A 24,203-nucleotide genomic window follows, 5' to 3' on the forward strand; every position below is an offset into this window, starting at 1 on the left:
CTGGCGCGTGCCGCGGCGGCCCCCTTGAACGCCCCAGTGCGCGGGCGTATACTCGGGCCAAGAAGGTGGCGTCCATGATGGGAGGACTGCTGTCGGCGTGCAGCCTCGCGGTCGTACTCGCGCTGCCGGGATCCGCAGGCGCGGGCGAGGTTCATCTCACCATTCAGAACGGCCGGGTGGCTTTGTCCGCGCGCGACGTCACGCTCCGCCAGGTACTTCTTGAATGGGAACGCGTGGGTGACACGCGCGTCGTGATTCGCGAGGGCGTTCCTGACACGCCGCTAACCCTTGAACTCGTCGACGTACCCGAGGAGCAGGCGTTGCGGACGCTGCTGCGGTCAACCCCGGGGTACGTGGCGGCGAAACGTCTCGAGCGAACCAGCGGCGGCTCGATGTACAGGCTCATCATCCTCATCGCGGCCACCGCGAGTCGTGTCGCGCCGTCGCAGACGGCACAGGGCGCAGAGCAACTGTCGGCGCCCGTGCCTCTCACCGGACAAGGGCAGCAACGGATCGATCGGCAAATCATGCCGGACGGGCGAGTGATCGCTCTCCAGGAGAATCCGGGTCGCCCGAGCGAGATGCTCGCCGTGACCGATGACGAGCCGCCTCTCCAATCGCTTCCAGGCAATTTCCCCGTCATGGTGTTCGCGCCGGGCCAAATGCCGCAGTCTTCGCTTCAGGGCCAAGGCTCGGCCGATCTGCTGACGCCTGACTTGCAGCGGGGCCAGGGTCCGGGGAGCCAGATACCACCGACAACGCGAACGGCACCGACTGCCGTGAAGTCTGCCCCAAGGCCGGGCATGGTCATCCCGGAGCCGCCAACTCCCTACGTCCCGGGAGGGGGCGCGCCACCGCCGCTCCCGCCGCAGCCACCGATCAAGCCCCCGGGGGTCTGAGATTACGACGGACTCGCCAGTCGGGGACCCGATCTTCGACCAGTAGTGCTGCCATTGCCGCCGCAGTTGCGTCAGAACTCGAACGCCTGGCGGACGAGGAGATTGACTCCCGGGGCATCGACGCCGGACCCCATCGTCCGGTAGTTTCTGTCGAGCAGGTTCTCCACGAGCAGCGTCAGGTTCGCGCGGCGCGAGAACCGTACTCCGCCGCGGATGTTCAGCGTGACGTAGCCGGGGTTCCGCGTCACGAACGGTACCCGCGCGGTCAGATCCGGCCCCAGCACGCGCGTCAGCACCTGCGCCAGCGTCTCGCCGGTGGCGAGCAGAATCCCGCCCTGCACGAGATCGCGCGCCACCGCCCCGTTGTTGAAGAAGTTCGTCACTTCCTGCTGTGTGCGAATACCCCCGATGCGCGCCTGTTCGAGGTCATTGCCGGAAAGGCGCCGCTGCGCATCGGCAAAGTACGAGTAGCCCTCGACCCAGTAGCGGCGCCCGGGCGGCTCCCACCTGAGCCCGATCATTCCGTGGGTGGGCGGGAGACCGTTCTCGAGACCCGGTGGCAGGCCCGTGGCCGGGTCGACGCCCGTGATCGACGAAACGTTGCCCGTCAGCGCGAACGCCGAGCCGAGGCGCACCATCAGCGACGCCTCTGCCCCGCGCAATCGGACGCGTCCGGCGTTGGTTCGCACGAACACGGGCGAATTCGACAGCGACGTGTAGACGGCGCCTGCCGGATCCTGTCGGATGATCGACTGGCCGGCAATCACCTGACCGACGGAACCGGCCGGCAGGATGATCATCTGACGCTCGATCAGGCTCGCAATCTCGGAATCGAAGTCCGCGAGCGAACCATTGACATGCAGCCGGTTCAACCTCACGCCGGCCTCGTAGTTGAGAAGCCGCTCCGGCTCGAGGGCGCGAACGGGCCTGGCCTGACTGAGCGTGGTCGGCTGGCCTCCCGGCAACGGCGCCACGGACGCGCCAAGCCGCACGCCTTCGTCTGGAGACACCTCGAACCCCATGCCCGACACGCCGATGGATCCGAGGTCATTCACATTCGGCGCCCGGAACCCGCGGCTGACCGTGGCCGTCAACACGATGTCATGGGACAGTGAGAAGGCCAGCCCGGTATTGAATGTGAGGTCGCCGAAACTGGTCCGGTAGTCCGGCACAAGCGGCCCACCCGAACCGATCGCGTTGTTCTTGCCGGACTGGCGGTAGCTGAACCGGCTATAGCGGGCCGCCAGCGTCGCGCTGAGCCGATCGGAGAACAACGGGAAACAATCCTGGCCGTAGAGGCCGACGGTGCGGTACCTCGCGCCGTTCGGGAAGCGCGCGCGAACCGCGGTCCCATCCGTAAACCCGCCGGTGGCCTGACTGTAGCCGAAATCCGTCCTGAGCGACGTCACGTATTCGTCGTAGATCTCCCCGCCGACGGCGAGCGAATGGGCCGCGCCGAGCCGGCGGGTTGCCTGAGCCTGATACCCGAACGCGTTCGTGCGATTGTGCTCGACGGAAACCGGCGAGCGCAGCCCCAGCTTGGCGTTGTTGACGCTCTGATAGGTGCGATCGTCGCGCTGCCCATTGAAGGAGCCCGCTGCCGACAGCGTGTCGAACCACGGCAGCCTGATGCGATTGTAGCGGACGGTGACCAGATCGAGCGTCTGCGGATCGAATCGGTTGACAAGATTGCCGAGGCCGCCGTTCAGTTGGTCGTAGCGGCGGGCGCCGAGTTGCTCACCCCGGATGTACTGCAGCGTCACGGCGTCGTTGGCGCCGGGACGGATCGAGAGCTTCGAGCGGATCCCGTACCGGGTGAAGGCCGTGTCCTGGAGTCGGTCGCCCAGCACGGCCGACGGCAGCCCCAGCAGGCGAGTTGCGACCGAGTGCGAGTCGATGCCGCCGCCAGTCCGCAGGTCCTGCGCGCGCCGCGCCGTCGCGTCCATCAGGACGCCCCACTTCAACGACCCGCCGGCCAGCCGGAAGCTGCCGGCGACCGACCTGTCCGCGCTTTCGAGCGTCAGCGCGAAACCTCCGTCCACGCCGACACCGCCGCGGCCGCCGCCCAAGGGGCTCGTCAGGACGTTGATGGTGCCACCGAGGGAATCGGATCCGTACTGGGCCCCGTTCGGGCCGCGCACGATCTCGACGCGATCGACGAAGGCGGGATCGAGCAGGGCGGTGTACTGATTCGCGCCGGGCCGGAACGTGGCGTTGTTGAAGCGGACGCCGTCGACCAGCACTACGACCTGCTGACCCGTGAGGCCCCGGATAAACGGCGACCCCTGGCTCGTGCTGGTCTGCTGGACGTAGACACCGGGCTCCCCAATCAGGGCGCGCGTGAATACTGCCATCTCACGGCGGCTCATCTCTTCGGTGCCCGTGACGGTCACCATCTGGGGTGACGTCTGGACATCCTGCGCGATCCCGCGCAACGCGGTCACCGTGACCGATTCGCTGACCGGCCCGATGCCCAGCGTGATGTCCAGGGTCACGCCCGCAGCGTCTCGAATCACCACCGAACGGCGGTGTTCGCCGAAGCCGGCCTTCTGCACGGCCAGGACGTAGGTGGCGGGGTCCAGTCGCTCGAGCCGGAACAACCCGCCGTCGTCGGTGAGGGTCGAGCAGATCTCGGTGTCGTTTGCGGTGAGCAGGATCACGCGAGCCCTTGGCACCGGCGCGCCGCTGGGGTCGAGAACGACGCCGCTCACACCGCCCGACACCGGGACGCGACCAGTCGAAGGCAGGGCAACTCCCAGCCACACGAGGAGCGCCAGGAGACCGATCGCAAACCTCGTTCGGAATCCGTTCGGACGGTCCTTCGCAGCATCCTGAAGTGGATCGTTCGTCATCGGCAATCTTCCATCGTGGCCTCACCAAGAGGGGCTTCGGTGCGGAACTCCCACGAACCTGTCGATTGTCGCCTGCAAGATCTTGACGTCGACCGGGCGATCCATCAGCGAGGAAACCCGTCGAGAACTACTTGTCCATTCGGATCACGGCCGGTCTGGCCGTCCACGTGCCTCCCTTGTCTGAAACCGCCCTGGTCGGGGCGAATGTCTCGCCGAACACGTTGTTGCTGCTCACCCACTTGATCTCGACGTCCGGCGTCCCGGGGCGGGCGACGTACGCCTCCGCCATTGCACGGAGGAACTGGGCCGCTGTCAGGCGCACGCCTCCGACCATCACGTAGGACGGGACGGTGTTGCGAGGAACCGCCGTCCATTCCCCCGCCGTCAGAGCCGCCCGCACAGTGGCGCACTGCCTGACGAGCGCGCCCATCGGGATGCGGGCGCCGGTCGCCTGCCGGGCCGGGTCGGCAATCTCGATGGGCCCAAACAGGCGCAACGACTGCGAGTGGGCAGGCCACTCCGCCGGCGCCGGCGCGTCGCCGAGGGCGGTGACCAGAAGGCCGAAGACATCGGCCAGCGAGAAGTACCGCGTGGCGCCCCGAACAAACGGCGGGAGCTGGCCCTGCGCGGACTCGATCTGCGCGATCAGAGACGCCGCGACCGCGGTCAGTTCGGCGCGAGTGACAGGATCGGAGAGGCCATACTCGGCCCGGCCACTCAACTCGCGGATGGAGACGAAGCGGCTGCCGGCGTTCGCGGGAAAGAACGTCGTCACCAGCCAGTCCAGCACGGCGTCTTCCTGTGCGTACATCGTCTCCCGTTCCTCCCGGGACCGCATCACCCCTGCCGGCAGGTCGGGAACCTTCACGTTGTCGTAGGCGTACTCCAGCGGCGTCAGGTAGTTGCGGGCGCCGAAGCCGGGCTTCGCGTAGACGCCCGGATGCCCGAGTCTGATCTGGATGACGTGGGGCCTCGATCGGTCCAATCCGCCGACCAGCTTGTCCAGGGCCTCCGGCCCATCGTACGCGTTGAAGACCCGCTCGCCGAGTGCCCCGTAATCGGAGACGCGCAACGCGGTGTCGAGAAAAAACACCTCGGGGGCACAGCGCTCGTCGGCCGCAAGCATGTTGCTCACGATGGGCACGCCGCCGCGGTAGCCATCGAGATGGCGCGCCGGATACGCGGTTGTTTCGAGGAACCCGGCGAGAGCCGGCCGCGAACCCAATGCCTCCAGCGCGTGTACCATCTCCCCCGCGTGCCAGGGCTCGAATGTGGCGCCGCGCGCGAAATCTACCCGACCGAACACCTCCAGGACCCGTTTGAACCCGCCCGTCCGGGATGGATCCGGTTCGCCGCTGTACGGGTGCTTCCACTCGGTCAGGAACCACTGCGTCGCCTCAAGCCGAGCCAGGTATCGCTTCTCGGGGGTATCGGCTCCCCGGAGGTTGGGCCGCGGTCTGGCCGCGAGGGCGGGTTCCTCCGTGCCGTCGTAGCCGACCTCGACCAGACCTCGCCGGGCGCCGTCGTTGATCGCGTCGACCAGGTGCGTCCCGTCGTTCTGGTCGGCAAGACGGTCGGCTGCCACGCCGGTGAACTGCACGAGGCAGGTGGGATGAAACGCGCCAGCACGCGCCTGGAGTCTATCAATCTGCCCAAGCGCCCGGGGCAGCCGCTCCATGCTGACCGGCACGTTCAGCACGTCGTCCACCGTGGTCTGCAGCATGACGTAGATGGGCGCTTTCGCCGCCACGACAGGCTGCGTGGGCGAAGGCGACGGCTCCTGCCGGGCCTGCTGCGCACGAAGCGTGATCGCCACGATGAGCACCAAGACCGCAGCAAGGAACCCGAAACCCGAGGCGAGGCGAGAGTGCATGCGCACCTCTGAAACGATGCGAGTCTGAAACCGTCAGGACGCCCCACGCTCCTGGCCCGAAAAAGCACTGGCCGAACCCTGAAACGTGTTCCTGGTCCGGCCAGTGCCGCGTCACAAACCGCCGCCGACCGATCGCGAAGCTCTAGCGGCCGGCGATCCTTGCCGTCACCTGGTTCGACTGACAGGTCTCTTCCAGGCTGGCGGTCAGCGGTCGCACCACCCAGTAGTACGTAGCGCCTACTGTGAGGCCTTGATCGATGTACAGCCGCTGCGTGCCCAGGACCTGGGCAATCCTCACGTATGGACCTCCATTAATGGTGCCGCGGTAGATCGCATACCCTGCCGCTGCCACGTCCGTCCAGTTGAGCTGGACCTGCCTGCCTGCGGCCCGAGCCGTGAGGACGGTGCAGCCCGCGCACTTGGGATCGTTTGCCGCCAGCACGTTGACCTGGCCGGAGTCGGTCCCGAACAGGTCGGCGTGCCCGGGGAACGACACGCTGGTCCTGTCGGTCACCTTCAAGCGGATCAGGTAGCTGCCGACAGCCTTCGCCGCGAAGTAGGAGGTCACATCGGGAATCTTGGTGTTCGGGATTTCGCTGTAGACCCCGTCGTTGTTGAGATCCCACGCCCACGACACGATCGTGTCGCCAAGACAGCCAGGACAGGTCGGGTCCTTCGCGCCCTCGTCCGGGTTGACGGACTTGGAGCCGTCAAGGAACCAAGGGGTCTTGGCCGGGCAGAAGTTGTACGGACCGCCGGCGTCGGCCGTCGGTGCGAGAGGCGGAATCGAGACCTCTACCGTCAGGATTGTGGTGGCCGTGGTGCCCAGGCCGAAGTTGTCCGTCACCCGCAGCTTTATCTGCACGTTGGTCTGAGAACTCGGCGCGGTCCACAGTACGACGGGTCCGGTCAGATCGTAGGTGCCATCATTCCCGATGTCCCATTCCCACTTCACGATGCTCTTGGTGGGATCCTGGTGGAACGAGGCCGTCCCATCGAGAGTCACCTGGCCGCCGGTCACCGCGGGGTTCGGGATCGCCTTGGCCACAGCCACCGGGGCGCCCGACTCGGTCACGGTCCGGTTGAGCATCTGGATCGCCCAGGATGTGTGGAAGTACTGTTGCTCTCCAGACCCGACGGCATAGCCCCACCAATAGCCGTCGGCCGCCTGACGGTTGACGAGCACTCGAGCGACACCGTCGCCCGCAGCGCCCTTGCTCATTTCGGCGGCGTACCAATCCAGATCACCGCCGAGGAGCGTAATCGGTTCCTTCAGGGCAGTGGCCCCGTTGACGTGAAGCAGCATGGCCTTTACGAAGGCATACAGGCCATAGTAGTAATCCCTGAGGCCGCCGCCTGCACCGGTAAAGTTGTCGTGGATGTACTTCTCGGTCTTGTCCCACATGTGCAGCGGGTCACTGCTGCCGCGGCCCATCCGATCAAGGGCGAGTTGAACCAGTCCCGACGTCGTCGTGGCCCAGACCGACCAGGGGTTGTAGCCGGGCGAGTAGAGGAAGTAGCCGTAGATGCCGCCCGTGCCTGTCGTGTAGAAGGTCGTGGGCAGCCAGTACGGATTCGCCTGCCTGACTTCCTCCGGGATCTGGATTCCAGGGTCCGTCACGTAGCCGTACATCCCGTTGTACTGTCCCTTCCCGAAGCCTTCGGCGCCGAGAAGGACGATGGCTCCCCACTGAGCGGTGGAGTTGTCCGCCGAGCCCTGTTCCGAGTTGTAGTGCCACGCCCCGAATCCACCCGTGTTGTTGCTGTTCTGGGCCTGGACGAACCAGTCGACCAGGTCCTGGAGAATGGCGCGGTACGTCCGACCCGTGACGTTCGCGTTGCCGGTGTCGGCAACGGCCGTGGGTGTTCCGCTCGCGGCCAGCGCGGAGGCGAACATGCCCGCCTCGTACATGTTGTTGACGACGGTGAGGGACAGAGCGTTCTTCGACGGATCCAAGGCCGGGCAGCTCGTGCAGTCTGCGTTGATCGTACCCAAGCCGTGGTAGTACGTCTTGGACGCCGGGACGCCCCAGGCCGGGTCGATCAACTCGAAGTACCGCCGCATCGCCCGTTGAACCGTCTCGGTGTACGGGTTCGACGCGCTGCCATCGACGCGGTGGCCGTTGACGAAGAACGCAGCCACGTTGGCGCCCTGCAGGCTCTCATATCCTGCGCAGGCGTACCCGCCGCACCCGCTCACCCAACTGCCGTAGTCCTTGCCGCCCCCCGAGTATCGGTAGAGCGTCTTATGGAGGTACCACAGCGCCTGATCGATGGCGATGTTGGCCTCAACGTCCAGGCTCCTGGCTCTCATCTGGATCAGGTAGGTAGCGGAACCGGATTCTGCGGTGTCCGCATTGGTGACCGTCAGGGTCGCCGCGAAGATGTCCCCCGGCGAGCCGGCATACACGTGCGTGGCCTCGAGGGCGTACATGTTGCCGCTGCTGACCGTGCCGGTCGCATCAGGGGCGCCGTCACCGAAAGACCAACGGTAGGTGATGGTGGCACCGAAGGTGTCGGACGTGCCTTTCAGCGTGATCGCCTTGCCAGCATAGGTGTCGTGGGCGATCAGCGGGTTGGTGGCAACCCAGGGCACCGCCTTGACGACGGGTGGCGCAGCCATTGCGACAGTCGGCACGAGAAACGCCGCAACAATGGCGAGCGCTGAGACTAGCCTCCAGGGGATTCTCTTGAACATGCCCAACTCCTTCACGTCGCTCCGGGGGCCTTCTGACACACGAAGGCCGGCCGGGCGGCATGCCCGGCCGGTACCGAACCGGAAGACAGCATCAATGCACGGACTGCTGGCTCCAGAGCAGAGGCATCACACTTCACGCCAACAAACTACAGACAGAGTCATGGCCGGTTCAGACGGCCGATACGCGCAACGGTGCGCGGCTCACGACCCGTCATCACACGCCCCGACAGAAAGTACGTCGCTAGGCTCGACGGCGCAGCCGCCGCGCGACCGCCGCCACGCCGAGACCGACCAGCGTAAGTGTGCCAGGCTCGGGAACCGGGTTCACACCGTCATCTTGCGTGGTTCCGGAGAAGTAGAGCGACTGCGCCGACAGCGGATCAACTTGCCGGAGGATGTAACCTGACACCGGCGCCACCGACGACACGGTGAAGATCACCTTCCTGGCCGGGTCCCCATCGTTGAGTGTGAAGGCGTAGCCGTATGCCACCGAGACGTCATGCCCCGGGGTATTCCAGGCCCAGTTGTCAAACGGATTGGAGGCATCAAATGCAAGGAACTGGTCATAGATTGGCGGATCGACGGCCGACGGCCCATACGGATCGTCGCTCTTCCCGCTCCACCCGGCGGGCAGGGAGCCCCAATATGCCTCTTCGTCGAGGAACCCGTTGTTGTTCGGTTCGTCCGTGATCTGGTAGTCGAAGAACCCGGCCACGTAGTGGGTTCCCGGGGCGCTGAATGTAAACGTGACGCTGCCTAGCCCCGTTGACATGTTGAAGGCCGAGAAGTCGGCTCCAGCGGGAAACGGAGGCCAGGTCGCCGGCGACGGATCGGTGTAGTACACGGCACCGTCAATCGACGACTTGAAGCCCAACTCGGCCCAGGAGATGGTAGCGGCCTGGGTCACCGGAGCGGCGAAACCGAGAGCCGCCAGCAACACAACCAGGATGACGAGTTTTCTCATACGAAACCCCCGTTATCGAGAAGAACTTGAGCAGATGGATGGACCGGCCAGCCCGTGCGAGGCGGCTGAAGCGGGTCGCCCGCAGTATGCCTCGGCGGGCGCTGTGACGCGGCTGTCTTCGCCCTCGTACTCATCGCTCCTTCAGTCGAGGCCATGAACTACTCGGGGACACGGGTACACAAATTCGCAAGTGACTGTGCAAAAAACGGTCCGCACAACCGAGAATCTCGTCTCTTGCTAAGTAGCTACTAGTGAATGAGTTATGAACTGCATGTCGCTCGAACGAGGAGTCAGTCTGCCACCGAGGAGACTATTGTCTCCATCGTCGCGCAAGGGACGGACATGTTCGACACTGACTGCGCGATTGGAAGAAGGAGCCGGAGGGACCTCTAGAAGTCCACCCGCACCACCAACTGAGCCTGCCTCGGCGCCTTCGCCGAGAAAATGCGGCCGAAGGTGGCCGCCTCGTCGACATAATGCTCGGGCTGGTCGTAGTTCACCCGATTGAACAGGTTGAACACCTGCGCCTCGATCCACACTCGGCGATTCGCACCCAGTCGAATGCGGCGCGCGAGCGCCAGATCTACCGACGAATAGCCGGGGCCCCGGAGGATGTTGCGCCCGGCGTCGCCGAAGGTGTAAGGCGCGGGCACCGCGAATGCGGCGGTATTGAACCACGCCGCTGCGCTCGGGCTGGAGATCGACGGACTGCCCACCAGGTCGGGGTGATCCGCGCCGCTTTGCTGCCCGGTGTTGCCCGTGTTGCTGTTGTCGAAACGCAGCAGCGGCGTCAAGGGCTGCCCCGACTGCACGGTCACGATGCCGCGCAGCTCCGTGTCGCGCGTCAGCGCATTCCCGGCCGGAAGCTGGTAGATGAACGATGCCCCGAAGCGGTGGCGGATGTCGAAATTCGACGGTCCCCACTGTGCCGCCACGTTCTGGCTGTCCTGTGGGAAATTCGGGTCCCCGCTCGTGCCCAGGAACGACGAGCCGTCGTCCATCGACTTCGAAAGCGTGTAGATCGCCGACACCGAAACGCCGCGCACCAGCGGATGGTTCAGGGTGAGCTGCAGCGAGTTGAATGTCGAATGGCCGGCGCTCTCGACGAAGAAGATGCTGCCGTACTCCGGATAGGGCCGCCGGTCCTGCACGTCACCCGGGCCGGGCCGCGGCTGATTGAGGTCGCGCGGGCGGATCAGACTGGTCCCCTTGGATCCCGCGTAACTGACGGTCAGGGTCCCAACCGGCCCAACCTGCTGCTGCAGGCTCAGGTTCCAGTGCTGCATCGACGAGGTGACCAGATCAGGGCTCAGCGTACTCAGCGATGCAGGCGGTGCAAACCCGCCGTTGGACGGGAACGGGTCGGCGAGCGTCAGCAGCGAGAACTGCGTTGGAAAGAACACTCTGAGCGTGAATTGCGGCGGGTTGAAATACTGGGCCGAGTTCACCTCGAACATGCTCGCGTCGTAGTAGAGTCCGTAGCCGGCTCGCACCGCCAGCCCCGGGCGAGGGCGCCACGCCAGCCCGACCCGCGGCGCGATATTGTTGCGATCCGGCTGCATGCCGGCGGCCGGCATCCCCTGCGTGCCGACAGGCACCACCGTGCCGGTGGCGGCATCGAAGCTCGACATGTGGTTCGTCGGGTCGACAGCCGGCGTGTTGTACTCGTACCGCACGCCGAGGTTGATCGTGATATTCGGGCCGACCTTCCAGTCGTCCTGCGCGTAGATGTTGTAGGCGGTGGTGCGGAGCCGTAGCGTGTTGTCGGATTTCGACTGGAGGCCGAACGACGGATACCCAAGCAGCAGGTCGCTGATGCCGCTGCCCGAGATGAATCCGGAGAACGACAGGGACCCGCGAGCGAGAATGTCGAGATTGCCGTCGAGACGCTGGTGCCGGATCTCCCCGCCGAACCGCCAGAGGTGCTGCCCGCGGTCCAGTGTGACGGCCTGCGCGAACTGATACGTGGTGGTCTTCCGTTGGATGGGGAGATTCGTGGAATCGCCGATCTTGGAGAACCCGGCAACCGTCATGCTGGGGTACCCGAAGTCACGCCCGGAAACCTGTAGCCAGTCGACGCCCCACAACTTCCCGACGTCGGTCCCGCGGTTCTCGGGGAGGATGTCGCGGGCATAGCTGTTGAAACCGCCCAGGGTGGTGCTGATCGCGCGGCCGCCCAGCACGCGCTGGTACTGCATCATGGCGTTGTGCGCGGGGTCCCGGTAGGAGTTGCCGAAGCCGGGAACGGTTTCCGTGTCCTCGCCGTACGGGTCAATCGCGTCGACCAGGCCGTGGTTGTAGCGCACGGTCAACTGAGCCGAGTCAGAGAGGCGATGATCAATCCGCACGGCGGCCTGATTCTGGCTCTCGCGAAGGGGTGCGTCGTACAGGTAGTTCCCGGCCAGCCCGGGCCGGTTGGCGTGCGGAAACAGATCGAGCACCTTGAGCGCAATCGGATCGATGCGGTTGACCGGCAGGATGTTGCCGTCGAACGGTTGCTGCGTGAACGGATCGATCACCGCCGACGGGAGTTCCGACAGGTTGCCGCTTCGCTGCAGGTCGGTCGGGACCGTCGACAGGCGCGTCACAGAGCGCCGCTCGCGCAGTAAGTCAAGGCTCGCAAAGGCGAACGTGCGATTGCGGAGCAGCGGGCCGCCGAGGCTCGCGCCAAACTGGTTTCGGTTGAACGGAGGTTTCACGCCCGGCTCGTCAAACGCGTCGCGGGCGTTCAAGACTTGATTGCGGAAGTACTCGTAGATCGCGAGTTCGAAGCGGTTGCTGCCGCTCTTCGTAATCACGTTCACCTGGCCGGCGGCACTGCGCCCGTATTCGGCGCTGTAGCTGTTGGTGGCGATCTTGAATTCCTGGATACTGTCAACTGGAGGCTGCACGACGTAGCGGTTGACGTACGGGTCGTTGTTGTCGACGCCGTCCAGCAGGAAGTTGTTGTACTCCTCCCGGCCGCCGTTGGCGTGCATCGCAAACGACCCGCGCGACGACAGCTCCGAGCCCTGAGCCGCCGGATTGACACCCGGCGTGAGCATCGCCAGCTGCAGGAAATCCCTCCGATTCAACGGCAGTGACTCGATGCGCCGCTGGTCGATGATCGTGCCGAGATCGGCAGACTCGATCTGGACTGACGCGAGCGGCGCCGTCACCTCGACGGCCTGCACGACGCCCGCCACGGGCAGATAGAAGTCGAGTCGCTGTTGACTGTCGACTGCCACCGTGACCTGCTCGCGCTGCACCCGCTCGAATCCCGGGGCGACCGCGGAGATGTCGTAGAGGGCCGGAGCCAGATCCGCGAAACGGTAGCGCCCGGTCCCATCGCTCACTGTCGTGCGATTCACCGCGCGGAGACCGTCGGACGCGACCATCGTCGCGCCGGCTATCGGCCTGCCGCTCGGGTCGATCACAGACCCGACGATCGTCCCCGTCGTCACCTGCGCCTGAACGGCGGCGATGCCCGCGAGGTGAAGAAGAAACGCCAGCAGCGCGACGCGCCTCGTCCACGGGTTAGCACGCATAACTCCCCCAGCAAGAAAAAGCGGACATCGCCGCCCTGCGATGCCGTTCCATCCTGACGTCCTCAGGACACGCGGCAGCAGGCAGCTATCCCAAACGACCGAAATCCGGCGCACAGCATAGCACTACAGGCATGCTTAGATACACCGAGCCCGCCTGGCGATCCAGTTCCGGACGGCGCGTCTGTTCTCGCCGGCGGGCGCTCGGTCTGCCTGTCCAGAATCCTTCAGCTGTGCCCGAAGGGGGGTATTCTAGCTGCAGGCCAGTTTGTCACCCGGCGCGTCGCAAGGCCATCGAGTGGCGGCGGGCGTCCAAGAAAGATGGGGCGTATCGACAGGAACCGAAGGGACATGCACATGAGCCGGTGGATCACTGCGGCAGTGCTGATGGCGACGGCGTTCGCCGGGGCAGCGGGCCGGGAGCCGGTTGCGGCGGCCGAGACTCCGAGTTTCGCCGGCCGGTGGACACTCAACCGTGATCTGAGCGAGTTTCCGCGCGAAGTCGGCTTCGGCATCGTGATCCGGCCAGGGGCCGTTGCGGGCGAGCGGGAAGTCAGTGAGGCGGCCGCGTACGTGCCGCGGAAGGAGAGCGAAGCGGAAGCGCAAAACGTGAGGCAGTTGGTGGACGAAGTGCGATCGCCGTCCCCGCACCTGACGATCGTCCAATCGGAGACGGCCATCAGCATCACCGACGATCAGGGCCGATCGCGACGGTTTCATCCAGACGGAAAGGACGAGTTCCAGCCCCTTGCCGCCGCGCCTGTCGCAACGATGACGAGGTGGGAAGGCGCGCTGCTGGTGGTGCGGTACAAGGTGGAAAAGGACCGGGAGGTCCGGTACACGTACTCGCACAAGCTCGATCCGGCGCAGTTGATCGTGCAGGTGCAATTCGTCGATCGCGGCGAACGAGACATCATTACGCGCGTCTACGAACCCGCGCGGGCCGATGAGCCCCCGACCCCGGCGGGCGCGGTCCCGGCGGGTGCCACCCCGGCTGGCGCGCCCCAGAAGCCGCCTTCGGATTTGAGGGGCGCGTCCAAGGCCTACGATCCGGGTCGGACGGCACTCCCTCCCGCCGCGACCGATCCGGGCAAGCAGGACGTGCCGGCCGTGGCAGGTGCCGCCCAGGCGCCCATTGGCGGGGTAAAGCCTGATGCCGAACTCAAGGGCATCACGAGGCTCGGTGTGGTGGTTGAAGGTCTGGATTCGTCGGCTGCGACGTGCGGGCTGAAACAGGATGCGGTTGAGGCGATGGTCTCGAAGAGCCTCACCGACTCCGGCCTGAAGGTCGCGCGCAATGCCGACGAGGACACGTACGTCTACGTCAATATCATGACGACAAGCATGACCACGGGCTTCTGCGTGTCCAGATACGACGCCATCCTCTATTCGTACACGATGGCGAAACTCTCATACTCGGAATCGCCCCTGCTCCTGCAGGTGTCGCTCCTGCGCAACGGCGGTGTCACCGGCGGCGCCGCAAGCACGCACGGCGGGGCTGTGGTCAAGGTGCTGAAACAGTACGTCGATCAGTTTGCCGCGCGCATCAGCAACGCCAACAAGTGATCGCCGGATCTACCTCTTCGCCGGATCTACCTCTTCGTCGGATCGAGAAACTTCTTGAGGAACGTCTCCATCCGACCAAGCGTGTACATCCACCGGCTGTGCAACATCGACTCGTGCGTGTCGTCCGGAAACACGATCAGTTCCATGTACACGTTGCGCTGGCGAAGCAACTGCACGAGCCCGGTCGTCTGGCTGAACGCCACGTTGCGGTCGTCGTCGCCGTGCACGAGCAGCACCGGTGACGTCCAGCCGTCGATGGCTCCGACGACCGACGACTTGAACCCCAACGTCTCGGGATCGAGCGCGCTGCCGCGCAGGTGCACGCCCGCGAGATCGACGCCGGCCTTGAACACGTCGGAGTTGCGCGCGAGCGCCTGCCCGGTGAGCAGGCCGCCGTACGACAGCCCCCAGATGCCCACGCGTTGCGGGTCGACGTCGGGCCGGGTCTGCAGGTACTTCGCCCCGGCGAGCACGTCCTGGTATTCTGAATTGCCCGCGGCCCCGGTATTCGCCGCCGCGCGGAACGACCGGCCGTAGCCGATGCCCAGCCGGTAGTTCACCGACATCACGATGTAGCCCTGACTGGCGAGCCACTGATTGATGGCGTACGCCCAGTGATAGAACTGCATGTAGTGATAGCCCGGCATCATCTGCCGCTGAGGCCCGCCGTGCACGAAGATGAGGGCGGCCCGTCGCTCGCCGGGCTTGAGATCCTTCGGCAGAAACAGCTGATTGTGGATCTCGAGGCCGTCTGGCGCCTTCGTCAGAATGATCTGCGGCTCGACGTGCAGGTCGGCCGGGAAGTTCTTCAGGGACGTGGGGAACACGATCTTCTGGGCGGCCGCGGCTGCTGACGAAGCGCCGCTCAGCTTCCAGACGCCAACCGACTGCGGCATCTTCCAGCCGGCGCTGAGCGTCGCGAGCCACATGCCGGAGGCGAGCGGCAGCGGAGACGTCTCGATACCAGCCCCGGTCGTCACTTGCACCGGCGTGCCGCCGCCGATGGGCACGGCCCAGATGTGCCGCCGCTCGATGTCCTTGGCGTTCGTGCAGTAGTAGAGCGTCTTGCTGTCGGCCGACAGCTGCACCGACGTCCCGTCTTCGATGAGGCCGTCGGTCGTCGTCAGCAGCGCAGGTTTGCTGTCGGACGTGGTGAGGCTCAGCGCGTAGTACCGATCCCACTCGTCAACCGGGCCGGCCGGTGTCTCCGCGGAAGCCTGCCCTCGCCCGGCGCCCCTGCCGCCGAGATTGAAGCGGAACACCAGGGAATCGCCCGCAAGACGCATGTTCGCGGCCGTCGTGAACGTCATGTCGCCGGGCTGGTTGTGCCAGACTTCCCTTGCCTCGCCGGTCGCGATGTCCGCCTTCCAGAACGAGTACGTGTAGCCGCCTTTGAATGTCGCGCGGGTCAGGCCGGGGATCTTCAGCGCGGCCGCGTTGGGCGATGTCGGAGCCTGCGTTCCGCCACCGGTCGTGGCGCCCCGGCCGCGGCCGCCAGCCGTGGCCATGCCACCCCGCCCGCCGGCAGCGCTCGCGCTCTGCTCCGCCTGGGCGAATGAGTAGCCCGGCCGCCGCACAAACACAATGTTTCTGCCTTCGGCGGCCCACATCGGATTCGAATCGAAATCGACGCTCGGCGCCATGTAGGTGATCTTCCTCGTCGCCATGTCGTAGACGAGGATGAAGCTATGGTCGGTGCGCGTGCTGACGAACGCGATCTTCCGGCCATCGGGCGACCATGTCGGAGCACTCTGAACGCCCCACGCCGTGATGAACGCTTCCTCGCCGCGGTCGCGCGCGCTTGCCGGAGGCACCGGCGTGACCTTCGCGCGGTAGATCTGGCCCTCCTTCACGAACAGGACCGAGCTGCCGTCAGGAGCCAGCGCGTAACCTCCCGCTGGAAGCTTTGTGACGCGAAAGGCCTGCCCGCCGGCCGTGCGCGCGGCCCACACGGCCCGTTCGGGCCCATCGGGATCGGCCGATGCGTTGGCCACCCAGCCGTCGCGGTTCGGCGCCGTTCCCCGAATCACCGCCACAACCGCTCCGGCGTCCGAGATCTGGATGGCGGACATGTCGACGCCATCGTCTTTCAAGAAGCTCGTCAGGCGAACGGGCGCGAATGACGGGGCCGCAGCGGTGTACGCGTTGCGCTTGCCCTCTTCGAACGTCACCCACGCCACGCGGTCGGCGTTCTTCGCGGCGACCAGTTCGAGCGGCGACGCAGGACTGAGGAACTGCTGGTAAGCCGGAATCGCCCTGGCAGTTGCGGGGGCCGTCGACTGGGCGACCGCCACCGGGTCGCCGAGCGAAACGACGAGACCGCACGATGCCGCGATGAGCGCAAGACGGGTGAGGCGCATGTTCCCTCCTCGGACGGATGTGAATCGGCCGGGCTAGTATACGCGAATCCGAAGCCTGCCGAGGGCAACTCGAAGATCCGTTATTCCCTCTGCGTGAGGACACGCTGCAGTTCCAGATTGGACCGCGAGCGGTAGCGCCGGCTCCAAGCGAGGATGGTGCCGTCCTTCATCTTCACGCGATCGTCGCCATGGAACCACGGCTGGAATTCCGCCACTGCGTCGAGACGGACGATCTCAGATCGGTTGATGCGCAGGAACCTCTCGGGGTCGAGCTTCTCTTCGATCTCCGCCAGCGTCCAACCACCACATCGATGTCTCGTTCGCCGGCGGTCGCGAGCCGGACCACACCCGCAAGAGGATCGTCGGCATCGCCACGACAGACCTCAATCTGGACACGTGAGTCCGCCCCAAGCCTCGCCCACGTGGCTGGTTCGAGCGCGGCGGCATCGGTGGTGAAGAGATCCAAGTCGAAGGTGGAACGCGCGACGCCATGCACCGCGAGGGCCCCGGCACCGGCGAGCGCGTAGCGGGCGCCGACGCCGTCGAGAGCCGCCGTCACCTGTTCCAGCAGGCTCCCGCTCACTCCCCCGCCTCCTGCTTCACACGACTGGGGCGACGGCCGGTCGCTGCTCGACAAGTGGCAACGACTGGCCGCCAGGGAGGGCATCATCCTGGCCGGACCGGAATCCAAGGACCGACAGTTCTGGGCTCCAGACACCGACGGGCCAGCTTTCCTGCACGACATCATCGAAGCGGTCAAGCTGAAGGCCACCGTCGATCCAAAACGCGTCTACCTGTTTGGCCATTCGGCGGGAGCCGTCCACTCTCTCAGCATGGCGGTGCTGGAATCCCAGTATCTGGCGGCGGTCGCGGTTCACGCTGGCGTCCTGCAAGGGGAAATGGTGCCCTTCCTCCAACTCGCGGAACGGAAGACCCCGATTGCCATCTGGGTCGGCACCGCCGATGCGTTCTTCCCCGTCGCGCCGGTGCGCGCGACACGCGACACGTTTGCCGCTGGGGGGTTTCCTGTCGAATTGACTGAGATCAAGAACCACACACACGCGTACTACGACCGCGCGGACGAGATCAACAAAGCCGTCTGGGCCTTTCTCCAGAAGCACGCGCTCGCCGTTGACCCGGTCTACAAGACGTGCGCCATCTCGCGTTAGGTGCTGGGGTCAGCTACTGCTTTCCAATCCCGCGGTGCTGGAGCATCGGCTCGATGCTCGGATCCTTCCCGCGGAAGTCGCGGTACAGCTTGGCGTAGTCTTCTGTGTTGCCCCGCGACAGGATCATGTCGCGGAACCGGCCCCCGTTGGCCCGCGTCAGGCCGCCGTGCTCGGTGAACCACGCGAACGCGTCGTTGTCGAGCATCTCGGCCCACAGGTAGGCGTAGTACCCAGCCCAATAGCCGTTCGCCCAGATGTGGAGAAAGTAGCTCGATCGATAACGAGGCGGAACCTGGGGCAGGTCGAGACCGCTCGCCTTCAGCGCCGACGCTTCAAGCGCGTCGACCGCCTGTTCCGGCGATCCGACGGGCAACGAATGCCACCGCATGTCCAGTTCGGCGGCGCCGAGGATCTCGGTCAGGCTGTAGCCCTGGTTGAACGTGGCGGCCTTCTTGATCTTGTCCGCGAGGTCCTGTGGCAACGGCGCGCCGGTCTTGTAGTGCACGGCGTAGTGCGCAAGCACTTTGGGATCGAGCGCCCAGTGCTCGTTGAATTGCGACGGCAGCTCGACGAAGTCACGCGCAACGCTCGTTCCCGACAGGCTCGGATATTTCTGGCTCGCGAACATCCCGTGCAGCGCGTGTCCGAACTCATGGAACATGGTTGACACATCGTCGGGGCTGATGAGCGCCGGCTGGCCGGGCGCTGGCTTCACGAAGTTCCCCACGTTGTAGATCACCGGCTTGGTGCCCAACAACTTCGACTGCGTCACGAAGTTGTCCATCCAGGCCCCGCCGTTCTTGTTGTCGCGGGCGAAGTAGTCGCAATAGAAGAGCGCGATCGGCGCGCCATCACGGTCGATGACGTCGAACACGCGCACGTCCGGGTGATAGACGGGGAGGTCGTGGCGCTCCTTGAACGTCAAACCGTATAGTTGGTCGGCCGCGTAGAACACGCCGTCGCGAAGCACCCGGTCGAGTTCGAAGTACGGCGCGAGGGCGGCGCTGTCGAGATCGTATTTCGCCTTGCGCACCTGCTCGGCGTAGAAATCCCAATCCCACGGTGCGAGCGTGAATCCCCCGCGCTGTTGATCGATGACGGCCTGAATGGCGGCGGCTTCGCCACGCGCATTGGCCGTGGCCGGCGGGATCAGCCGTGCGAGAAACTGATCAACCGCAGATGGCGTCTTCGCCATCTGGTCCTCGAGTACCCAGGCGGCGAAATTCGGGTAGCCCAGCAGTCCAGCTTTTCGCGCGCGCAGATCGGCCAGCGTGGCGATGATCTTGCGCGTGTCGTTGGCGTCGCCTCGCTCTGTGCGCATCCACGACGCCCGGAAGAGCTTCTCGCGGGTCGCTCGGCTGGTGAGCGACGCCAGCATCGGCTGCTGCGTCGTATTGACGACCGGGATCAGCCACTTGCCATCGAGGCCCGCCGATTTCGCGGCGAGGGCTGCCGCATCGATCTCGTCCTTCGACAGGCCGGCCAGCTCCGCGGCGTCGCCCACCACCAGCGCCGCGTTCTTTGCCGCCGCGAGCAGCAGGACGATGTACTTGGCGCTCAGCGCGGCGTCCTGCTCGTTCAGGGCCTTGAGCTTCGTCTTGTCGGCTTCAGACAACCTGGCGCCCGCGCGAACGAAGCGCTGATGATAGTACTCGACGAGATGACGCGACTCGGGATCGAGCTTGAGCGCCTCGCGCTGGACATAGATCGCTTCGACCCGCGCAAACAACTTTCCGTTGAGGAAGATGGCGTCGTCTTGCGCGGCGAGCTTCGGCGCCACGTCCTGCTGGGTCTTCTGCAGCGCGGGGTTCGTGTTGGCGGACGTGAGGCCGTTGAAGACGAGATTAACGCGCCTCAGCAGCTGGCCGCTCTTTTCGAGCGCGACGAGCGTGTTGTCGAACGTCGCGGCGGCTGGATTGTCGGCGATCGCCGCGATCTCCTGCAGTTGGATCTTGATGCCGGTTTCGAACGCCGGCTGGAAGTCGCCGTCCTGGATTCTGTCGAACGGCGGCACGCCAAACGGCAGCGTGCTCGGCGCCAACAGCGGGTTCGTGCGGACGGCGACCTGTGGCGAAGTCTGTGGCGTCATGGGACCCGTTGACCAGGATGAAGTTGAGACAATGCCGCCGACAACCACGCCGGCAAGAGTAAGAGCGAGAACCAGGTGGCGAATCATACGGAATGCTCCTTCGTAACGCGGATACAGCGTTTATTGTACTCCCCGTCCTCCGCGGCCGGTCGACGCCGGTACCGCAATCGGCGCGGGTGGCGGGACGTAGGCCCAGTTCAACAGGGCATTGAACACCATGTTGAACTCGCCGTGATTCTGCCAGCGGTAGATTGGGTTGTTGGCAAAGAGGATGACGCGCCCCTTGCCGTTGTACGCATTCGGGATGTCGGCGGCAATCACCTTCTGCCGCAAGACATCGGCGCCGGTCATCGCGCCGCTGAGCACGGACGAATCCCCGCCCACGTAGCGTGCCAGGATGTTGCCTGAGTCGGCCAGCCCCACCCGAAGCGTGTTTCCGCCCACGTACTTCATCGGCAGTATCTTGTCGGCGTATCCGTAGAACACCGGATGCTCGGGCCGACCGATCTCTGCCTGCACGATAGGCCGCTGGGCGACGACGCCGGCGATCGGTTCGGCGTCAATCGTGTGGGCCCACCCGAAGTCGATCGGGAACCGGATTGCCGCTCCGGCCGCAATTAACGTTCCTCCGCCATCGAGGAACTTCGCGAACGCGTCCACGCCTTCCTGCCCGAAACCGCCGGACATATCCGGCGTCTCGCCGTACATCCCGAGGAACTTGTACTTGTCGCTCTTCTGGTACGGCTGCGGGCGCGCCGCCGCGGGCTGCAGCACGGTGGATCGATTGATGTTCTGCGCGGCCATCACGATAACGTCGTACTTGGCTCGCAGATCGCCCTTCTTCACCTGTTCCTTGTAGATCAAGTCGTATGGGATGCCGAAATTGTCGAACGTCAGCCGATACCAGCCAAGATCCTGCGTGCTCGTCCACTGCGAGTAGATCGCCACACGCGGTGCCGGCGCATCGTGCAGGGCCACCTGCGGCATCGCATCGAGCGCCGCCGCTGTCAGCCCGAGCTCTTCGACAACCGCCCGCACGTTGGCCGCCGCCGCGCCGGAGATGACAAACGACCCGGCCGGGAAGTCCACCCCAGCGGCCGTGAAGCTCTTCTCGGCAATCCTCATCGGCACGGTCTTGAGCCGGTAGCGGAACGCGATCATGTTGTTCGACCCGAGATGGGCGACAGCAAGCCCGGCCGACCCGGTCCCGGCCACCCTTCCTTTGGCGCTTACCGCCTTCACCGACGTCGTGGTCACCTTGAGGATGGCTGCGTCGTTGATCTCCTTCACGTCTACCAGCATCAGCAGGCCCATCGTCCATCCGCTGTCGTCGTACGTGGTCAGTCGCGTGTCGGGATACTGCTGTTTCTCGAGCAGGTTCTTCGCCAGGCGGCCGTATGGCTGGTCGCGTTTGATGACGTACGAACCGGCCGGATACGTCGCGTCACCGATCTTGATCTCACTGGTTGCCTGACCGACCTCGATGCCCTGGACGCGCAGGATCCGCACCAGTTCGGCGGCCTTGGTCATCTCTCGCTGGACGGGGATGACGAACCCGTACGGGGGCTTCGTCCTGCCGTCTTCGATGGCATTCCTCGACTTGACGTAGAAGTTCTCGATGATCGTTGTCGGAAACATGGCGGTGAGCTGCAGCGATGACAGGACGCCGGTCTCCGAGTAGTTGACGTTATCGCGCCGCGTGAAGCTGTTGGCGGCGTTGGGAGGAACAGGCAGACCGCGATACCACTCGCGATCCTGCGCGCCGCCGCGACCGGTGGGGAGCGCCGGCCCACGGCCGCCAGCCGCCTGCCCTGAGCTCGCCTGCTCCGAGCCTGGCCGAGGAGTCGAAGGGCCGCGTCCAGCGTCGGGCGTCTGCGCCCCACCGCGACCGCCCTCAGCCGCCGCCGTGCCGCCGCGCCCGGCCTGCGCCGTCACCTCGCCCGTGGCAGCGTCCCCGCTACCACCGCGTCCGGCGGGCGCCGAACCGGGATCGCGGCCCGACTGCGTCTCGTACATTTTCATCAGGCCGTTGTGGTTGTAGGCCACCGACGCGTAGTAGCCCGGCGACCAGCCGTCCATGAACGCGTGCGTGTAGACGCCAGGCATGCCCCACTTCGTCATCTGCGCGAGTTCCCAGTTGGAGAACCACGGCAGCTCGGCAAACAGCAGCGGATCCAGATTCGGGTTCTGAGGAGGCCCGCCACTATACGTGTACATCAGCGGCATTGATTCGTGCAGGTCGTGCATGATGGGCGGATGCGCCGTGTAGTACCACTCCGTCAAGGCCCGCATCTGGATGAGCGAGAGATTAATGTCGCGGTTGTTGTCGTGGTAGACATACTTGCCCCAATACGGCAGGGCTCCGATGCTGGCAGCGCCGCTGCGCCCTCCCGCCTGTCCGGCGCGTCCGGGATCGGCGGCAGCGGCACCCGCCGCCGGAGCCTGTGCTGAAGCCGGCTTCGTCGCGGCCGCGACGGGGGCGGCAGGCTTCGCGGCGGCGGCAGGAGTCGCAGCGGACGGGCCCGCTGGAGTTGTTATCTGATCGGCTACCTCAAGCCCGCGGTAGAACCAGTCAACCTGCCGATCGCGGCCATCAGCGTCCGCCACCGGCGTCACCGATAGATACACGTTGTTGCGAATCTGCGTGATGAAGGGCGAGGTCTCGACCGCCACGCGGTAGACCAGCTCCATCAGCATCTCGGACGGGCCAGACTCTGAACTGTGCAGACCGCCCGTCACGTGGTAGTGCGGCTTCGTCGTCGCAATCAACTGCGTGATCTGCGCATCCGTCAGCCCGCGCGGATCCGCCAGCTTGGCCAGATTGTCCCGGTTCTGCGCCAACGCCTTGATGTTGGCGTCGGACGACACCCACACGACCACCATCTCCCGCCCCTCGTCAGACTTGCCAATGGTCTCGACCTTGACGCGCGGCGTCGCGGCGGCGAGCGCCCGGTAGTACTTCAGGATGTCGGCGTAGTACGTAAGCTTCTTCGGCGCGCCGATGTGATAGCCAAGCACGTCCTTCGGTGCCGGAATCCCTTTCACGATCGGCAAGTGATCGACCAGCGGGCTCCCGTACTTCGCATCGCCGGTCCACTCCTTGTAGAACTTCGCGAACGTCTGATCCTGCGGCTGCTTCGGATCCCTGAGATCCGGCGTCATCTGCCGGCCTTGCATGCTTCCGGCAGTGAGCACGAGCAGGCAGGCGCCAACGAGCACGACGGGGAGACGACGATGGAGAGATTCAGCGCTCATCAGATGGGGCTCCTCGGAGCAAGCAAACCAGACGGGTGCGTGGGAATGGAGAGAAACATAGCATGGGAAAAGGGGTCGGACCCATTTTTCGGACGGACAACCTGCTGGAACTCAGTTCTGCCCTCTTCCCGCGTCCTCACCAGATCGTTCGCGCCGGGTAGTCGATGATGATCGGGTCCGGCGTGAGGATCGTCAGGCCGTGGACGATAGCCTGGCTCACCAGCATGCGATCGAAGGGATCACGGTGCAGATCGGGCAGGTGCGAGACGTGGAGCGCCGAAGCCTCGTCGATGGGCAGCGCTGCGATGCCGTGCGCCTCGCGCATCTCGCGCACGAACCGCTCGGGCGGCGCCGGTAGCGGCAACCGCCCGAGCGCATGCTTGACGGCAATCTCCCACGCGGACGCCGCGCTGAGGTAGACCTCGTTGTCGGCCGCGCGAAACAGCTCGCGAGCCCGCTTCGAGAGCGAGGACGCGTCGCCCGCAATCCACAGGAAGGCGCACGTGTCGAGCAGGAGCTTCATGACGTGCGCGCCTTGGTCGTCTTGGTCGCGTTGCGCGTCTTGCCCGCCTTGCTCGCCTTTCGTGCGCTGCGCCCGCCGTACGTCGCGGACGGCGACGCATCAGCCACATGGAGCAGCCCCGCCCTCGGCTCGATCCCGTCGAACGCGTCGAGCATCTCGTCGGGCAGCGGCTGGAAGAACGAATCCGGCACGACCATCCGCCCCCGCGCCAGGCCGATCGGCCGAGGTTCGGTCCGCGCCGACTCCACCGCCCGCAACTCCGCGATGGGCCGGTTCCGCTTACAGATCAGCACCCGCTCGCCCCGCGCGGCGAGATCCAGGAACTCAGACAACTTCGCCTTGGCCTCGTAGATGTTGACTATCATCATGGTCATATAGTTGACTATTTTAGACGTCCTGTCAAGGGGACTCGTCCGACGCTGGCGACTGAC

General features: G+C 65.4%; 15 protein-coding genes. 3 read left to right on the forward strand and 12 right to left on the reverse strand.

Annotation, left to right across the window (positions count from 1 at the left end):
• Nucleotides 1-74 precede the first annotated feature (74 nt).
• A complete protein-coding gene (locus NTV05_18245; GenBank protein ID MCX6546337.1) occupies nt 75-899 on the forward strand; it encodes a hypothetical protein in 825 nt (274 codons plus the stop codon).
• Between the two features lie 71 nt (nt 900-970).
• Here the strand turns inward: NTV05_18245 and NTV05_18250 are convergent, their stop codons facing one another.
• The 5 genes from NTV05_18250 to NTV05_18270 all read right to left on the reverse strand — a co-directional run bounded on the left by NTV05_18250 (nt 971) and on the right by NTV05_18270 (nt 12,813).
• Entirely contained in the window at nt 971-3,751 is a 2,781-nt protein-coding gene (locus tag NTV05_18250) for a TonB-dependent receptor (GenBank protein MCX6546338.1), read from the reverse strand.
• A gap of 127 nt (nt 3,752-3,878) precedes the next feature.
• On the reverse strand, nt 3,879-5,624 hold the full coding sequence (locus tag NTV05_18255) for a hypothetical protein (GenBank protein ID MCX6546339.1): 1,746 nt from the start codon (nt 5,622-5,624) through the stop codon (nt 3,879-3,881).
• 142 nt (nt 5,625-5,766) lie between these two features.
• On the reverse strand, nt 5,767-8,322 hold the full coding sequence (locus NTV05_18260; protein MCX6546340.1) for a hypothetical protein: 2,556 nt from the start codon (nt 8,320-8,322) through the stop codon (nt 5,767-5,769).
• Nucleotides 8,323-8,563: 241 nt separating this feature from the next.
• The gene (locus NTV05_18265) at nt 8,564-9,286 is read right to left on the reverse strand and encodes a PEP-CTERM sorting domain-containing protein (protein ID MCX6546341.1); all 723 of its coding nucleotides are present in this window, start codon (nt 9,284-9,286) and stop codon (nt 8,564-8,566) included.
• 389 nt (nt 9,287-9,675) lie between these two features.
• Nucleotides 9,676-12,813 carry a TonB-dependent receptor gene (locus NTV05_18270; GenBank protein MCX6546342.1) on the reverse strand — a complete coding sequence of 1,046 codons (3,138 nt, stop codon included), beginning with the start codon at nt 12,811-12,813 and terminating at the stop codon, nt 9,676-9,678.
• A gap of 354 nt (nt 12,814-13,167) precedes the next feature.
• Between NTV05_18270 and NTV05_18275 the strand changes: the two genes are divergently transcribed.
• On the forward strand, nt 13,168-14,376 hold the full coding sequence (locus NTV05_18275) for a hypothetical protein (protein ID MCX6546343.1): 1,209 nt from the start codon (nt 13,168-13,170) through the stop codon (nt 14,374-14,376).
• A 26-nt stretch (nt 14,377-14,402) separates the two neighbouring features.
• Here NTV05_18275 and NTV05_18280 read toward each other — a convergent pair whose 3' ends face one another.
• The 3 genes from NTV05_18280 to NTV05_18290 all read right to left on the reverse strand — a co-directional run bounded on the left by NTV05_18280 (nt 14,403) and on the right by NTV05_18290 (nt 17,542).
• A complete protein-coding gene (locus NTV05_18280; GenBank protein ID MCX6546344.1) occupies nt 14,403-16,736 on the reverse strand; it encodes a prolyl oligopeptidase family serine peptidase in 2,334 nt (777 codons plus the stop codon).
• A 172-nt stretch (nt 16,737-16,908) separates the two neighbouring features.
• Nucleotides 16,909-17,319, reverse strand: coding sequence for a hypothetical protein (locus tag NTV05_18285; GenBank protein ID MCX6546345.1), 411 nt, complete (start codon nt 17,317-17,319; stop codon nt 16,909-16,911).
• A 16-nt stretch (nt 17,320-17,335) separates the two neighbouring features.
• Nucleotides 17,336-17,542, reverse strand: coding sequence for a hypothetical protein (locus tag NTV05_18290; protein MCX6546346.1), 207 nt, complete (start codon nt 17,540-17,542; stop codon nt 17,336-17,338).
• Here NTV05_18290 and NTV05_18295 point away from each other — a divergent pair.
• Complete coding sequence (locus tag NTV05_18295) at nt 17,498-17,905, forward strand: dienelactone hydrolase family protein (protein MCX6546347.1); 408 nt, start codon at nt 17,498-17,500, stop codon at nt 17,903-17,905. The genes NTV05_18290 and NTV05_18295 overlap by 45 nt on opposite strands.
• A gap of 13 nt (nt 17,906-17,918) precedes the next feature.
• Here NTV05_18295 and dcp read toward each other — a convergent pair whose 3' ends face one another.
• The 4 genes from dcp to NTV05_18315 all read right to left on the reverse strand — a co-directional run bounded on the left by dcp (nt 17,919) and on the right by NTV05_18315 (nt 24,146).
• Complete coding sequence (dcp, locus tag NTV05_18300) at nt 17,919-20,081, reverse strand: peptidyl-dipeptidase Dcp (protein MCX6546348.1); 2,163 nt, start codon at nt 20,079-20,081, stop codon at nt 17,919-17,921.
• A gap of 33 nt (nt 20,082-20,114) precedes the next feature.
• Nucleotides 20,115-23,249: a M14 family zinc carboxypeptidase gene (locus NTV05_18305; protein ID MCX6546349.1), complete on the reverse strand. Its 3,135-nt coding sequence runs from the start codon at nt 23,247-23,249 to the stop codon at nt 20,115-20,117.
• A gap of 136 nt (nt 23,250-23,385) precedes the next feature.
• Nucleotides 23,386-23,772 carry a type II toxin-antitoxin system VapC family toxin gene (locus tag NTV05_18310; GenBank protein ID MCX6546350.1) on the reverse strand — a complete coding sequence of 129 codons (387 nt, stop codon included), beginning with the start codon at nt 23,770-23,772 and terminating at the stop codon, nt 23,386-23,388.
• On the reverse strand, nt 23,769-24,146 hold the full coding sequence (locus tag NTV05_18315) for a type II toxin-antitoxin system prevent-host-death family antitoxin (GenBank protein MCX6546351.1): 378 nt from the start codon (nt 24,144-24,146) through the stop codon (nt 23,769-23,771). Before NTV05_18315 ends, NTV05_18310 begins: the two co-directional genes overlap by 4 nt.
• Nucleotides 24,147-24,203: the final 57 nt, after the last annotated feature.

The sequence above is a fragment of the Acidobacteriota bacterium genome, from assembly GCA_026393755.1.
Taxonomy (GTDB): Bacteria; Acidobacteriota; Vicinamibacteria; order Vicinamibacterales; family JAKQTR01; genus JBAXOX01.

Coding starts and splice junctions, on each gene's coding strand:
- NTV05_18245 (MCX6546337.1), top strand. CDS start 75: ATGATGGGAGGACTGCTGTCGGCGTGCAGCCTCGCGGTCGTACTCGCG.
- NTV05_18250 (MCX6546338.1), bottom strand. CDS start 3,751: ATGACGAACGATCCACTTCAGGATGCTGCGAAGGACCGTCCGAACGGA.
- NTV05_18255 (MCX6546339.1), bottom strand. CDS start 5,624: ATGCACTCTCGCCTCGCCTCGGGTTTCGGGTTCCTTGCTGCGGTCTTG.
- NTV05_18260 (MCX6546340.1), bottom strand. CDS start 8,322: ATGTTCAAGAGAATCCCCTGGAGGCTAGTCTCAGCGCTCGCCATTGTT.
- NTV05_18265 (MCX6546341.1), bottom strand. CDS start 9,286: ATGAGAAAACTCGTCATCCTGGTTGTGTTGCTGGCGGCTCTCGGTTTC.
- NTV05_18270 (MCX6546342.1), bottom strand. CDS start 12,813: ATGCGTGCTAACCCGTGGACGAGGCGCGTCGCGCTGCTGGCGTTTCTT.
- NTV05_18275 (MCX6546343.1), top strand. CDS start 13,168: ATGAGCCGGTGGATCACTGCGGCAGTGCTGATGGCGACGGCGTTCGCC.
- NTV05_18280 (MCX6546344.1), bottom strand. CDS start 16,736: ATGCGCCTCACCCGTCTTGCGCTCATCGCGGCATCGTGCGGTCTCGTC.
- NTV05_18290 (MCX6546346.1), bottom strand. CDS start 17,542: ATGGCCAAACAGGTAGACGCGTTTTGGATCGACGGTGGCCTTCAGCTT.
- dcp (MCX6546348.1), bottom strand. CDS start 20,081: ATGATTCGCCACCTGGTTCTCGCTCTTACTCTTGCCGGCGTGGTTGTC.
- NTV05_18305 (MCX6546349.1), bottom strand. CDS start 23,249: ATGAGCGCTGAATCTCTCCATCGTCGTCTCCCCGTCGTGCTCGTTGGC.
- NTV05_18310 (MCX6546350.1), bottom strand. CDS start 23,772: ATGAAGCTCCTGCTCGACACGTGCGCCTTCCTGTGGATTGCGGGCGAC.
- NTV05_18315 (MCX6546351.1), bottom strand. CDS start 24,146: ATGACCATGATGATAGTCAACATCTACGAGGCCAAGGCGAAGTTGTCT.